Origin of the sequence: Methylobacterium sp. WL64 (assembly GCF_008039945.1) — a bacterium.
Lineage (GTDB): Bacteria > Pseudomonadota > Alphaproteobacteria > Rhizobiales > Beijerinckiaceae > Methylobacterium.
Genome location: NZ_VRVA01000072.1, coordinates 1 through 12,036 on the forward strand (window position 1 = coordinate 1; position 12,036 = coordinate 12,036).

Annotated in this window: 13 protein-coding genes; 7 read left to right on the plus strand and 6 right to left on the minus strand. The window is 66.2% G+C overall.

Annotated elements, in window-relative coordinates:
* Window positions 1-29 precede the first annotated feature (29 nt).
* Together FV242_RS36365 and FV242_RS22940 are read right to left on the minus strand one after the other, a co-directional pair.
* Window positions 30-356, minus strand: a complete 327-nt coding sequence (locus FV242_RS36365; protein WP_368732198.1) for a DUF6880 family protein — start codon at window positions 354-356, stop codon at window positions 30-32.
* 90 nt (window positions 357-446) lie between these two features.
* A complete protein-coding gene (locus tag FV242_RS22940; RefSeq protein WP_147940535.1) occupies window positions 447-1,355 on the minus strand; it encodes a LysR family transcriptional regulator in 909 nt (302 codons plus the stop codon).
* Window positions 1,356-1,507: 152 nt separating this feature from the next.
* Here FV242_RS22940 and FV242_RS22945 point away from each other — a divergent pair, with 152 nt between their 5' ends.
* Together FV242_RS22945 and pcaD are read left to right on the plus strand one after the other, a co-directional pair.
* The gene (locus FV242_RS22945; RefSeq protein WP_187278521.1) at window positions 1,508-2,395 is read left to right on the plus strand and encodes an NAD(P)-dependent oxidoreductase; all 888 of its coding nucleotides are present in this window, start codon (window positions 1,508-1,510) and stop codon (window positions 2,393-2,395) included.
* Between the two features lie 88 nt (window positions 2,396-2,483).
* Window positions 2,484-3,290, plus strand: coding sequence for a 3-oxoadipate enol-lactonase (gene pcaD, locus FV242_RS22950; protein ID WP_147940537.1), 807 nt, complete (start codon window positions 2,484-2,486; stop codon window positions 3,288-3,290).
* Between the two features lie 235 nt (window positions 3,291-3,525).
* Here the strand turns inward: pcaD and FV242_RS22955 are convergent, their stop codons facing one another.
* A complete protein-coding gene (locus FV242_RS22955; protein ID WP_306440311.1) occupies window positions 3,526-3,771 on the minus strand; it encodes a helix-turn-helix domain-containing protein in 246 nt (81 codons plus the stop codon).
* Window positions 3,772-3,912: 141 nt separating this feature from the next.
* Between FV242_RS22955 and FV242_RS22960 the strand changes: the two genes are divergently transcribed.
* The 3 genes from FV242_RS22960 (at window position 3,913) to FV242_RS22970 (ending at window position 6,560) form a co-directional block, all read left to right on the plus strand.
* The gene (locus FV242_RS22960) at window positions 3,913-4,380 is read left to right on the plus strand and encodes a hypothetical protein (RefSeq protein WP_147940539.1); all 468 of its coding nucleotides are present in this window, start codon (window positions 3,913-3,915) and stop codon (window positions 4,378-4,380) included.
* Between the two features lie 85 nt (window positions 4,381-4,465).
* A complete protein-coding gene (locus FV242_RS22965; protein WP_147940540.1) occupies window positions 4,466-5,596 on the plus strand; it encodes a hypothetical protein in 1,131 nt (376 codons plus the stop codon).
* 571 nt (window positions 5,597-6,167) lie between these two features.
* The gene (locus FV242_RS22970; protein WP_147940541.1) at window positions 6,168-6,560 is read left to right on the plus strand and encodes a hypothetical protein; all 393 of its coding nucleotides are present in this window, start codon (window positions 6,168-6,170) and stop codon (window positions 6,558-6,560) included.
* A gap of 560 nt (window positions 6,561-7,120) precedes the next feature.
* On the opposite strand, the gene FV242_RS22975 is transcribed toward FV242_RS22970, so the two are convergent.
* Window positions 7,121-7,894: an SDR family oxidoreductase gene (locus tag FV242_RS22975; protein ID WP_147940557.1), complete on the minus strand. Its 774-nt coding sequence runs from the start codon at window positions 7,892-7,894 to the stop codon at window positions 7,121-7,123.
* Window positions 7,895-8,106: 212 nt separating this feature from the next.
* Here FV242_RS22975 and FV242_RS22980 point away from each other — a divergent pair, with 212 nt between their 5' ends.
* The gene (locus FV242_RS22980) at window positions 8,107-8,712 is read left to right on the plus strand and encodes an ISL3 family transposase (RefSeq protein ID WP_281407094.1); all 606 of its coding nucleotides are present in this window, start codon (window positions 8,107-8,109) and stop codon (window positions 8,710-8,712) included.
* A 27-nt stretch (window positions 8,713-8,739) separates the two neighbouring features.
* On the opposite strand, the gene FV242_RS22985 is transcribed toward FV242_RS22980, so the two are convergent.
* Together FV242_RS22985 and FV242_RS22990 are read right to left on the minus strand one after the other, a co-directional pair.
* Window positions 8,740-9,639: an SDR family oxidoreductase gene (locus FV242_RS22985; protein WP_147940542.1), complete on the minus strand. Its 900-nt coding sequence runs from the start codon at window positions 9,637-9,639 to the stop codon at window positions 8,740-8,742.
* Between the two features lie 254 nt (window positions 9,640-9,893).
* Window positions 9,894-11,330 carry a carotenoid oxygenase family protein gene (locus FV242_RS22990; RefSeq protein ID WP_147940543.1) on the minus strand — a complete coding sequence of 479 codons (1,437 nt, stop codon included), beginning with the start codon at window positions 11,328-11,330 and terminating at the stop codon, window positions 9,894-9,896.
* 112 nt (window positions 11,331-11,442) lie between these two features.
* Here FV242_RS22990 and FV242_RS22995 point away from each other — a divergent pair, with 112 nt between their 5' ends.
* On the plus strand, window positions 11,443-12,009 hold the full coding sequence (locus FV242_RS22995; RefSeq protein WP_147940544.1) for a TetR/AcrR family transcriptional regulator: 567 nt from the start codon (window positions 11,443-11,445) through the stop codon (window positions 12,007-12,009).
* The last annotated feature ends 27 nt before the right edge of the window (window positions 12,010-12,036 follow it).

Consider the following 12,036-nt stretch of genomic DNA (forward strand, 5'->3'; position numbering starts at 1 on the left):
CGATCTGGCGCGAGGAGGGTTTATCGACGTCACGTCGCAAACGCGACCGCAGGAAACCTCGGTTCCGTCTGCCGCCACCCTGGGCCTACGCTCTCTGCCAAGCCGCCTAATTGGCCAAAGTCGAGCTTGGCCCCTGCAAGAGCCGCCGTGACCAACTTCTTGAACGGCGCATTGCGTCCCGCCTCGTCAAGGACAAGCCTTGACAGCCTCTCGGCTCCGAGCGCGACCAACGTGTCGGTCGTTAGCGTTGCTCGTCGCGCCATGCCTTGTCCTTCGCGGGCCTCGGACTCCCGAGAGAACCGGCTCTCATAGAATGCACGCATCGAGGGTAGGTTGGCGAGGTCACGAGCGAACATGCCTATGCCCCGTTTGCGCCCAAGGCAGTCGATCCGATGGCAGTCGGCGATGCCCAGAACCGGACATCGAGTCCTCACGACGGAGCTTTATCACCGGGCTGACGCGGTAGCTGTCGTCAAAGTGTCGATGAAAGCCCTCAGGCTGCGTGACACGGTTCGGCGCTGCGGGTAGCAAAGATAGAAGCCGGGGTAATCAGCGCACCAAGGCTCGAGCATCGCGACGAGTCGGCCGCTGACGAGATGCTCGCGAACAAGCGGTTCCGAGGCCATGGTGATGCCCGCGCCGTGCAGGGCGGCCTCCACCGCGAACTCCCGCTCGTTCACGACGAGCATCCCGTTGGCTCGGGCGGTGAACCAGCGTCCATTCTCGGCGAATTCCCAATCATAGGTCGAAGTATGTCCGGGCCAACGCCATAGGATGCACCGGTGGGCCAGCAGATCAGCGGGTCTTTCCGGTCTACCGTGCTTGCATATGTAGGATGGCGCCGCGACCACACGCTGCGTCAGGGGTCCGCCGATGCGGACGGCCACCATATCCCGCTCAACTACCTCGCCCAGGCGGATCGAGGCGTCGTAGCCGGCCGCGGCCGGATCGATCACCGCGTCGTCGAGGACGATGTCGACCGTCACGGACGGGAAGTCCTCCGCAAACCGGCGAAGCATGGGCGCGAGATGGACTTTCGCCGCGGTCCGGAAACTGTGGAGACGAACGATTCCCCGGACTTCCAAACCCGTGACCCGCACGGTCTCGAGCCCCTCGGTCATTTCCCGGACCAGAGGGTCCATGCGCTCGAACAGCTTCTTCCCGGCATCCGTGAGGGACACGCTCCGCGTGGTGCGATGGAACAGCACCTCGCCGAGCCGGTCCTCCAGGCTGCGCACTGCTTGGCTCAGGGCAGAGGTCGAGACGCCGAGCGCCTCCGCTGCCCGCGCGAAGCTCAAGGAGCGGCCGACCGCCACGAAGGCCCGTATGCCGGCAAAATCAGCGGTCGACACCATCGATTGTGAAGCCCTGCTTAACGTCTCGACCTAATTGTTCCGACTAATCCGTCCAACCCGGCATGACCAGGTTACGAGCCAACCAATCGTGGACGAATTGAATGTTCGACGTGAAGCCTACCCTTCTTCTCTTCACCGAAAGCGCGGAGCGAATGCTCGATGGCGCGTTGGCGGATCGGTTCGAGATCCTGCGGCTATGGGAAGGAGACGATCCGGACGATATCATCGCCGCACGCGGGGCGGACGTGATCGTGACGCTGACGCTGCGTCTCGACGCTTCCCTGCTCGATCGGCTGCCGAACCTGCGCCTGATCGTCGTGCCGGGCGCAGGCTACGAGCATGTCGACGTCGTGGCAGCCAGGGCCCGGGGGGTGACCGTCGCGAACGCCGGGAACACGCACAGCGGCGACGTCGCCGACCACGCGTTGGCGCTGGTGCTCGCGTCGGTGCATCGGCTCCCCGAGATGCAGGCCTGGGTGAGCAACGGGCGGTGGCTCACGGCGTCCCCACCGGAGCGCCGCCACGCGATGTCGGCCCAGCGGTTCGGACTGGTCGGCCTGGGCAACATCGGCAACGCCATCGCCGAGCGGCTGACGCCGTTCGGCGGCGAGATCGCGTGGTGGGGACCTCGGGCCAAGCCCGCTACGTGGCCGCGCCGCGAATCCCTGATCGATCTTGCCCGCTGGTGCACGGCCCTGATCGTGGCGACGCGCGGGGATGCCGCGGGCTTGATCGACGCGAAGACCATCGCGGCGGTCGGCCCCAAGGGCCTCATCGTCAACATCTCGCGCGGCGCGGTGATCGACGAGGACGCGCTGATCGCGGCGCTGAAGGACGGCAGTCTCGGGCGCGCGGCGCTCGACGTGTTCGCCCAGGAGCCGGCCGCGCCGGAGCGATGGCGCGACGCCCCCAACGTGATCCTCACCCCGCATGTCGGCGGGGTCTCGCAGGAGGCGACGGAGAGATTGCGACACGCAGCGATCCGCAATCTTGCGAGCGTGGTCGACGGCACGCCGGTCGTGAACGAGATCACGGCGTAAGCCGCCGAAGCCGCCGTGCGCCGACCGCGCCGACCGGACGAGGTCGCGATCCGGCCGGCTATTCCCCGAACTAAAGGAGGAGGCAGCAATGGACGACACCTCTCATTTCACGACCGGGGACGGTTGCCGGGTCGCCTTCCGGCTGGACGGCAGCGCCAGGCATCCGATCCTCATGCTCTCCAACTCCATAGCCACTGACCTGCGGATGTGGGACGGCGAGATGGAGCCGCTGACCCGGCATTTTCGCGTCTTGCGCTACGACCTCCGCGGACATGGCGGTTCGGCGGTCCCGCCCGGTGGCTATTCGCTCGACCGGCTCGGCCGCGACGTCATCGAACTTCTGGACCACCTTGGCATCGAGCGGGTGCATTTCTGCGGGACCTCGATCGGCGGCTTCATCGGCCAGTGGCTCGGCATCCATTCACCGGAGCGGATCGACCGGCTCGTGCTGTCGAACACGTCGCCACACGTCGGGCCGCCGTCCCAATGGGACGAGATGATCCGGCAAACGCTCGCAAGCCATATCGCCACGACCGCCGACATCCTGCTCAAGCGCTGGTTTTCGGAGCGGATGTTCGTCGACCGTCCTGAGACGGTCTCCAAGTTCCACGAGATGATTGTCCGGACGCCCCCGCTGGGCATCGCGGGCTGCCTCGCCGCGATTCGCGACACGGACCTGCGCCGAACCGTCCCGCTCATCCCAGTCCCGACCATGGTAATCGGCGGCGAGGATGACACGCCGACGATTCCTACGCACAGTCGGGCAATTGCCGAGGCCGTTCCGGGCGCTGAGCTCCATTTCTTGCCCGGCATTCACATGCTCTGTGCCGAGCACCCGCGGGAGTACCCGGCTTTGCTTCTGGACTTCCTTTGCCGTTCGGGTTCGGCGTCGTGATGGGCGCCTTCGGTTGCTGATATCCCCGCGGCGAGTCTGCTTCGTCGAGCAGCTCGCCTAAAGCGGTCGGTCCGCTATCGGCCAGCGTCAGTCGTACATCGGCGTCTCGTATAGCGTCCGCTTTGGGGCATCACATCGCGAGAACTGTATGACTGGGTTGGGTCGGATGCGGAACGTCCGCTTCCGGTATTGCGGCAACCCTGAACCGTCGCTTTGCTTTCAATCCGAGCAGCGATCACCTCCGTCGCCGACCACCCCGCATTGGTTGAGGCGGCGCTTCCCCCTCTGCCGGCTGCACGAACAGCTCCGCCATCGGTACGTTCAGCGTCGCCGCGACCCGGTCGAGCAGATCCACGGTCGGGTTCTCCGTCTGCCGCTCAAGACCCCCAAGGTACGCCCGATCCACCCCCGCATCGGCAGCCAAGCGCTCCTGGCTGACGCCGGCGGCGACACGCACGCGGCGCAGGTTCCACGCCAGCAAGGCTCGCCCGGTCATCACGGGCCATAGGGAGCCTCGGCAGGGGCCAGTAAACCACTGGCCATAGCCACACGGTAACGCTATCCCGAGCGCAACTTCGGGCGGGCCCCCGTGAATCTCTGCCTGCCACAGGGGAGGATCCGTATGCCCGACACCAAGAACACCCATCCCGGTCTCATTGCCCGGATGCGGGCACGCTACGCCGAGCAGTCCGCAAGCGGTGAACTTGCCAGGGCCCGACGGATCGGCGCCATCGGCATCCCGATCGGTCTCCTCCTTCTCGGCGGTTACCGTATCCTCAATCGTCCCGACCGCAACGCGATTGCGTTCACGGTCGGCGTGATGCCGGCCTGCGACAGCATCCCGGCTCGTCGCCTGCTGCGTCAGGTTCTCGAGCAGGCCGCCGCGGCCAAGCAGCCCGGGGCCACGGTGCAACGGCTCGGGGTGGTGCAGGAGACGGGCTACGTGCCGGTCGGTGCCAAAGGCCTCGAGATCCGCCTATGTCAGGCGGACGCCTTCCTCAGCGTCGGGCGCAGCGACGTGCCGTTCACGCTCGAGTGGACCACGCCAGCCAAGGACGAGCTGTGGATCGAGGCCGAGCCGCCATTCTGAGCAGCCCCGTCCTCCGATGCCCCGTCCTCCCCTGCCCGGTGATGCGATGCTCCCCTCCCGTCTTACCCGATCCCGCCGCCGTGCCTTGCTGGTCGGCGTGTGCCTCCTGACCCTCGGCCTGGTGGACGCGCGCCCTGCCACGGCGACGCTGGAGGCGGCGGCCACCCTCGACGGCTACGCCTGCGGTCAGGTCGATCCTGAGCTGTTCACCCGGCAGAAGTGGTCCGAGCGCGACGCGCCCTACGGCATCGCGTTCCCCGAGTGGGACCGCACGACGTTCGAAGCGCTGAAGCGGCGCATGCTGGCCTGTGCCACCCCGGCCAATCAGCGGCGCACGGCGATGATGCTGCGCTACATCGACGATCAGCCCTACGGCCGGCAGGCGCAGGTGACACAGGCCGTGGAGGCCCTTCGCGCGCGTCAGGCCAAGCGCGACGATGCGGCCACCGAGCTTCGTGACGCCGTCAGCGCCGCCGAGACCGACCCGGACCCAGCAAACCGCCGCACCCGTGTCACGGCGATCGAGCAGCGCCTTACCCGCGGTGGTATCCCGTCAGCGCTCGAGCTCGAGCTACGCGCCCGCCTCGGGCCGCTGCGCTCGGCAATCGCGGATCAGGATGCGCGCGATGCTGCTGCCACCGCCGCCGTGCAGGCCCAGCAGCGTGCTGATGCGGCCAAGCGTGCCGAGGATCAGCGCCAACTCGCGCAGCAGCAGGCCACCGCCCGACAGGCCGAGGCACAGCGGCGGCAGGCGGACACGGATCGCGAGCAGGTCGAGGCGGATGCACGTGCCGAGGCCGAGCAAGCCGCTGCCGAACAGGTCTATGCGGGCAAGGCAGCAGACCTGTCGCCGCCGGTGCGCGCCTTTCTCGACCGAAACCCGCAGTACAAGGCAACCAGCGCTCGCGCTGACCTCCTCACCGTCGCCACTGTGCTCGATGCCGCGGGCTTCGATCTCGACACCTGCCGGGGGGCGCTCGACGACTACCGGGCCGACTGGACGGAGGTGCAGCGGCGCTACGGTGTCGTGCAGGGGGTGCTGCTCGCCTACCACGGGCTCACGGCGGCCGAGCTCGCCGCAGGTGCTCAGGCACGGCGGCAGGCGTGGGCAAAAGGCGGCGTCACCGAGGGCCTGCGCAGCAACGTCCTCGTGATGCGCCGGACCTGCAGCCAGTCGCTCGCGCTGACCACGGCGCTGGCGGACTTCACGCGCTGACGCTGGGCAATCTACTCGGCGGACGTCGCTCTGGGTGCGCTCGCCTGCGCTGTGCGATCGATGCCCTGGGCGCTACATACGATATCCCCTTCAGAGAAAAGACGACGAGAACCGCCGAGCGCCGGGAGAGCGGGAAGAGACCGAGGGAGGGAGGCCCCCGGGCCACCCGAGACCCGTCAGCCGACGCCCGCAGCCCCCGGGCAGAGCGAGAAAGACCGAGACCGTCCGCAGAGCGAGACAGCTCTGGCCCTCCCCCGACCCCAATGCTCTTCCTAGACCAACTCCCGAGAGGTGCTGCGGCCCGTCCCGCCCCCGATCCGAAGCAGGCCCGGTCCGAGCCGCCCAACCGCCAAGCTCGATCCGCCCGAGGGCTCCGGGTTCGTCCGGGTGGGCAATGCAGCTCCCTCAACTGCGCCGCCGCCAGACCCAGATGAACCTCAGCCAGCCTTCATCGCGAGCCTTCACGCCTCCGTCGCCTCCCACCCATCCAAGGCGAGCGGTGACGGCGATTAGACGGTCGGCACCCCACCCCGGCGCCCCATTTCCAAGGCGACGATCGGGAGCCGGAGGTATGCCACTGCTGACGAACGCTTCATCCTACGCGTCACCGCCATCCACCCCGCGAAACGGCAATCCGAGGCTGGATCCCGCGATGAGTCCCCACCCTGCAGATTCATCGACGCCGCGGCCGCAGATCTCCGCCCTGGCGATCGCCTTCTGGCTGCTCGTCTGTGCCGCCGCGGCCGTGATCTCGTACCTTTCAACCTTTCATGGCTCGGGGGGTGATCCGGCTGGCAACGGCATGTCGAGCGGCCTCATCGAGCTGTTCTCGATCGCCGCGGGCGTGCTCGTCGGGCTCCTCGCCCTGATCTTCCTCGCCTGCCGAAATCTGGCGGTTCGTGGCGTACTGACGGCTCTGCTAGGCCTCTTCACGTTGCTGCTGCTCGCGCTCGCCGGGCATTAAATCCGTCATCCGCCTGCTGTCGCCTGCTGTCGCCTGCGCAACGGCGGGCCCTGACGACCGACCGGCACCTTCGTCCATAGACCTGTCAATCCCCGACCCCGACCGTCTGATTGTGGATTGGCTTCAAAGCGTGACCCCGGCATGAGCTTCTCTAACTCCCTGACAGGACTGCAACATCCCAGATTTTGATGGAGGCACGATCGGCGCCGATCGTGCCTCCACCCCCTAGGTAATTCATTCGATTTTGCAATGACTTAAGCTGAATGTGGAAGGGATTACGCTTCGGCGCTGATCCGCACGCTGCAGCGCACTGAGGGCCGGAGTCGGCTCGCCGACCTGCCGCCCGGCCAGTGAGCAAAGGCCGCCGCGAGGTCGCGGACGCCATGGGAGCGGTGATTGACAGCCAGGAGGCGTTTGGCGAGGGCGGTCCTGCGCCCGTTGCTCTCCTCCGCTGCATCCAGCGAATGACGAGACCGCTGAAGACGTCGGTCCTTCTCGCTTCGGTGCGAAGCATCCGGTTAAGCCCACGGCGGCTGCAACGTTCGGCGGGTTGGACCGAATCAAGCACCGTCGAGCCGCATCTCCTTCGCGTTCACCTTCGCAAGCGCGTCTCGGGGAAGCACACGCAAGATCGCGCGCTGCAAGGTGTCGAAGTATCCGGGCGAGACAGCGCCTTCCCCCGCCTTCATCGCCGCCCAGCCGGCCTTAGCGGGAGCCTCGGGCCGATCCTTCTTGCCGGACCCGGCCTTGCTCTCAAGAGCGCCAGCGCGTTCCCAGAAATCGGTCTCGGTGACGTTCGGCATCAGACAGGTCACGGTCACGCCCGTGTCCTTGAGCTCGTTGCGAAGGGCGAAGCTGAAGTTGTCAACGAAAGCCTTCGAGGCGTTGTAGGCTGCCTGGTAGGCCCCGGGCAGCAGGCCGGCGAGCGAGCCCGTGAGCAGGATGCGGCCTCTACCGCGTGCGCGCATGGAGCGCCCGATCTGCTGCACGAGGTCGAGCGTTCCAACGACGTTGATCCCGATGAGCTTGCGCACGTCCGCGAAGTCTTGGTCAAGGAAGCCTTGGCTGAGACCTTGGCCGGCGTTGGCGCAGAGCACGTCAACCTCGCGCTTACCGATCTGCGCGACGAGCGCGGCGACGCCCTCGGCGGTTGAAAGGTCGACCGTGATTGTCTCGACCGCCGCGCCGGATAGCTCGGCCAACGCACGCTCGAACGGCCTGTCGGCTGCGAGCAGAAGGGCGTAGCCGTCCGCAGCAGCCAGCTTGGCCAGTTCCAGCCCGATACCCGACGTCGCGCCGGTGATGAGTGCCAGAGGTTTGTCAACCGCGTTCATCGTACTGACCTCTTTTGCTGCGTGTTTGTGGTCTTCAACCGGACTCCCCCACTGGTCTCCTGACGAGGCGCAGTTCGGCCTCGCCAGGTGGCAAAGAGATCGGAGGTGCCCGCCCACGGTATCCCTTGGATTACCCCGGTTTGGTGGTTCTTCCGCACTTTGCGTGGAAGGGTCGCGGTGACGAGGTCGGGGCGGACTGGTTCACGAGGCGGATGATCCTGTCCTCATCCCTGCCGGGCTGCGCCATCGAGCGCGTCATCCAGAGCGGCGGTCGTCTCGTCGTCGTCGCCCATGCGCGTCGTGTTCGTGGCCGATGTCCGACCTGCGGCACGACCAGCACTGCCGTTCACAGCGTCTATGAACGCCATCCGGCCGATCTTCCGAGCGTCGGTCAGCCCATGACGCTGCGCCTGCGTGTTCGACGCTTTTACTGCCATCATCGCACCTGCAGCCGCCGCACCTTCGCTGAGCCATTCCCACGGCTGATGCCGTCGCAAGCGCGACGGACCCGTCGCCTTGCCCAGGCCCAAACCCGGATCGGGCTTGCGGTCGGTGGCGAGGCCGGCGCGCGCTTGACCGGCCATCTGGGTATGCAGACCAGCCCTGATACGATCCTGCGCCTCGTGCACCGCCTGCCGCTGCCGAGAGTGGATCCGCCGCGCGCCGTGGGCATCGACGATTGGGCCATCCGCAAGGGACGAACCTATGGCACGCTGCTCGTTGATCTCGAACGCAGATGCTTAATCGACTTGTTGCCCGACCGTTCGGAAGTGACGGTCGCCGATCTGTTCGCGCAGCAGCTAGGTTCGACTAGCTGACGGCTAGCCAACCTGGAGCGATAATCTTCAAGCCGTCAACACAGGCATACCGCCGGCAACCGTAATCTTCGCGCCCGTCGTGAACCCGGCATCGCTCGAGGCAAGATAGACATAGGCGCCGGCGCACTCAGCAGGCTGCCCCGGCCTGCCCATCGGCGTCCTCATGCCATAGCCGGCCATGAACTCGGCGGGCATGGTCGCGGGCGAAATCGGCGTCCAAACCGGGCCCGGCGCGACGCAATTGACGCGGATGCCGCGCTTCGCCAGCAAGCCGCCGAGCGCCTCGGTAAAGTTGACGATCGCTGCCTTGGTCGACGCGTAGCCAAGCAGGCCGGGGATCGGCGTGGTCGCTTGGATGGACGTCGTGTTGATGATGCTGGCACCTTCGCGCATGTACGGCACGGCGGCCTTGCACAGCATGAACATGGCATCGACGTTGGTGGCATAGGCCTGCCGCCACTCTTCCCAGGTAATGTCCTCAAACTCCGCATGGTACATCTGAAACGCGGCGTTGTTGACGAGCACGTCCAGCCGGCCGAAGGCCGCTATCGCCTGCTCGATCACCGTCGCGCACTGCTGCGGATCCTGGAGGTCGCCCGGACACAGTACGCAGCGCTGGCCCGCCTCCTCCACCCAGCGTTTGGTTTCGTCCGCATCCTCCTGCTCGACAGGCAGGTAGGAGATGAGCACGTCGGCACCTTCACGCGCGAACGCGATGGCCACGGCCCGGCCGATGCCGCTGTCACCGCCCGTGATGATCGCGGCCTTGCCGGCGAGCCTGCCCGAACCACGATAGCTCCCCTCGCCGTGATCAGGGAGGGGATGGAGCTTGTGGGTAAGGCCTGGCCACGGCTGCGTCTGCGGCGAGATCTTCCCGTGTTTGTCGTCGGAAGAGAGCTTCTCGGCAATGGTATCGATGATACTCATGGTTCAATTCCTAGATGGAAGAATGACTAGACTCGAAGGGTCGCCGCATCGCGCATCACCTGCTGGAGCAGCCCAACGCGCACGTTGCCTGCTCGTACGCGACGTGGCAGCAACTAAAAACGTGATCGAGCCCCTAGCGGCCGGCGGCGCGGAGCTGATCGTCGGCGACCTCACCAACCCGCCTCGCTTGACCGCACGACGCCGGGCGTCGAGGTCATCATGTCGGCGGTGCAGGGCGGCCCCTCGGTCAAGCGTCAGACAGGCACCCAGTTGCCGTGGAACCCGGGCGGGACCCGGTGCGGAAGGTGAATCGTCGCCACCGGCTCGCCCGTGACCGCGCCTGCGTCGAGGATGGCCAAGTCCGTCGTTTGCCGGTTCGAGTCGACGACCAACCCGATCAGCCATCCTTCATCCTCCGCCGCGTCGGCCGAGGCGGGAACGAACACGAACTCGCCCGGAAAGCAGCCCGGCCCGAAGTCGTGGGTCTCGCGCACACCCGTATGGAGGTCGTGCTTGTAGAGCTTCGTCCCGCCGCTAAAATTGTCGGTGCTAGCGGGTAGTGAGATCGTGTATGCGTAACGGTAAGGCTGGCCCCACAGTCGGTCGTCAGGCCGCGGATACTCCTGCGGGTCGCCGTCGATGACCTGACGGTCGACGGCGCGGGTCACGGGATCAACCGTCCAGCGCTCGAACCGCCCGACGGCATCGGGTCCTTCTGCCTCCGTGTCGAACATCCTGTCATAGGCGACCACGTCGAGGATGACCTGCCCATCCGGGTCGTCATAGGCGTTGGCGACATGGAACACGAACACCGGATCCAGGCCGCACCAGATGATCGAGTCCGCGCCACCATCGCGAGGCAGCAGGCCGACACGAGCCTGGTGCTTGGGGTTCCAGCGGTACGGAAGCTTGTGACCAGTCAGCAGCGATCCCATCGAGATCGTCACCGAGAGGTCCAGAACGACGAAGTATTTTTTTGTTAGGGCGCAGTCGTGCGCCATGGGGCCGTCCTCGACGGGAATGGCGAGGTCGCGCAGCACCTTCCCGTCGTCCGACACGACAACGTGCCGCAGCTTATCGGGAGAGGTGGGTTCATACGCAACCGCATGATGCTCGCCGGTCGCCCAATCACGATGTGGGTGGGCGGTGAACGAGCCCTTGAGCGTCCCATCGAACGGGTTGTGCTCTTGGTGGCCGAGCTCCCGGTCCATCTCGACGGGAAAGGCGGCGGCTTCGCAGAGCGCGTAGATGCGGCCCCCGATAGACTGCACGTTGGTGTTGACGTTGTCGGGGCCGTGCCGCGGCCCCGGCGCCGGAGCCTCGCCGAGATGCTTACTCACCTTGTTGGAGCGCACGAACCTATTGCGGTAGGAGATGGCCCGCCCGTCCCGCAGCTCAAGGTCGTGGATCATCCCGTCGCCGAGGAACCAGTGCCCCCCGCTGGTCGGCGGATCGATGGGGTTCGGTCCGTTACGAAGATACACGCCGTTCAGGGCGGCAGGTATCGTGCCCGTGACGCTGAGCTCGGTGAGCGTCAGCTCGTCGCGCATCGGCTCGTTCACGCCCGACTGGAACGGATGCTCGGCCCCGGTTGCAGTGCCGAAAAGCGAAAGCGCCTGATGGCTGAGTTCGGCGACGGCGCCGACCGCGAGTTCGGCACCGCGTCGGAAGACGGCAGTTGGCGGCTTCATGACAACCTCCACTCAGATTAACGCCGTTAAGATTGGGATATTTCTAGCAGTGTCAAGACGGTGAAACGATGATCGCCTTTGCTCGAGTGGCGCACGCGCCTAACTCCGTTCGATGCCCGTAAAGACGTACCATCATGGCGACCTGCGCACGGCTCTCCTCGACGCCGGTCTTGAGATGCTCAGCTTGGGCGACGTCGAGAACATTTCGCTGCGCGAGATCGCCCGCCGCGTCGGCGTGAGCGCGCCGGCCGTCTACCACCACTTCCCGGACAAGGCCTCGCTCCTCGCGGCTCTCGCCCGCGTGGGCCTGAAACGGCTGGAGGATGCCGCCGCGGCGGCTTCGCATACCGCTGGAGGCGGACAGCAAGGCTTCTTCGCTACGGGTTGCGCGTACGTGGAGTTCGCCGTTGCCAATCCGGCGCTCTTCAGGCTCGTGATGACGCTCGACCCGTCGCTTAGCCAGCAATCCAAGGGATTGGCAGACCTGATGGTCAACGCGGCTCGGTTCGCGCCCGAAGGCGCGGACGTCCAGACCTACTCTTTGCAATGCTGGTCACTCGTACACGGACTGGCGATGCTGTTTCTTGACGGGCAGGTGCCGTTCGACCGAAATCTGGTGGCGTCCGTTGTCAGCGTGCAGACCTTCCTCGGCGTTCGTGAGACGGTGCCGCCGACCTGAAGCCCAACTGCCCCACGTAGAGGCGGC

Excerpts from the sequence above, each read along its gene's own strand:
- FV242_RS22995 (WP_147940544.1), top strand. The coding sequence starts at position 11,443 with ATGCCCGTAAAGACGTACCATCATGGCGACCTGCGCACGGCTCTCCTC.
- FV242_RS22970 (WP_147940541.1), top strand. The coding sequence starts at position 6,168 with ATGCCACTGCTGACGAACGCTTCATCCTACGCGTCACCGCCATCCACC.
- FV242_RS22940 (WP_147940535.1), bottom strand. The coding sequence starts at position 1,355 with ATGGTGTCGACCGCTGATTTTGCCGGCATACGGGCCTTCGTGGCGGTC.
- FV242_RS22985 (WP_147940542.1), bottom strand. The coding sequence starts at position 9,639 with ATGAGTATCATCGATACCATTGCCGAGAAGCTCTCTTCCGACGACAAA.
- FV242_RS22960 (WP_147940539.1), top strand. The coding sequence starts at position 3,913 with ATGCCCGACACCAAGAACACCCATCCCGGTCTCATTGCCCGGATGCGG.
- FV242_RS22990 (WP_147940543.1), bottom strand. The coding sequence starts at position 11,330 with ATGAAGCCGCCAACTGCCGTCTTCCGACGCGGTGCCGAACTCGCGGTC.
- FV242_RS36365 (WP_368732198.1), bottom strand. The coding sequence starts at position 356 with ATGTTCGCTCGTGACCTCGCCAACCTACCCTCGATGCGTGCATTCTAT.
- FV242_RS22980 (WP_281407094.1), top strand. The coding sequence starts at position 8,107 with ATGATCCTGTCCTCATCCCTGCCGGGCTGCGCCATCGAGCGCGTCATC.
- FV242_RS22975 (WP_147940557.1), bottom strand. The coding sequence starts at position 7,894 with ATGAACGCGGTTGACAAACCTCTGGCACTCATCACCGGCGCGACGTCG.
- pcaD (WP_147940537.1), top strand. The coding sequence starts at position 2,484 with ATGGACGACACCTCTCATTTCACGACCGGGGACGGTTGCCGGGTCGCC.
- FV242_RS22945 (WP_187278521.1), top strand. The coding sequence starts at position 1,508 with ATGCTCGATGGCGCGTTGGCGGATCGGTTCGAGATCCTGCGGCTATGG.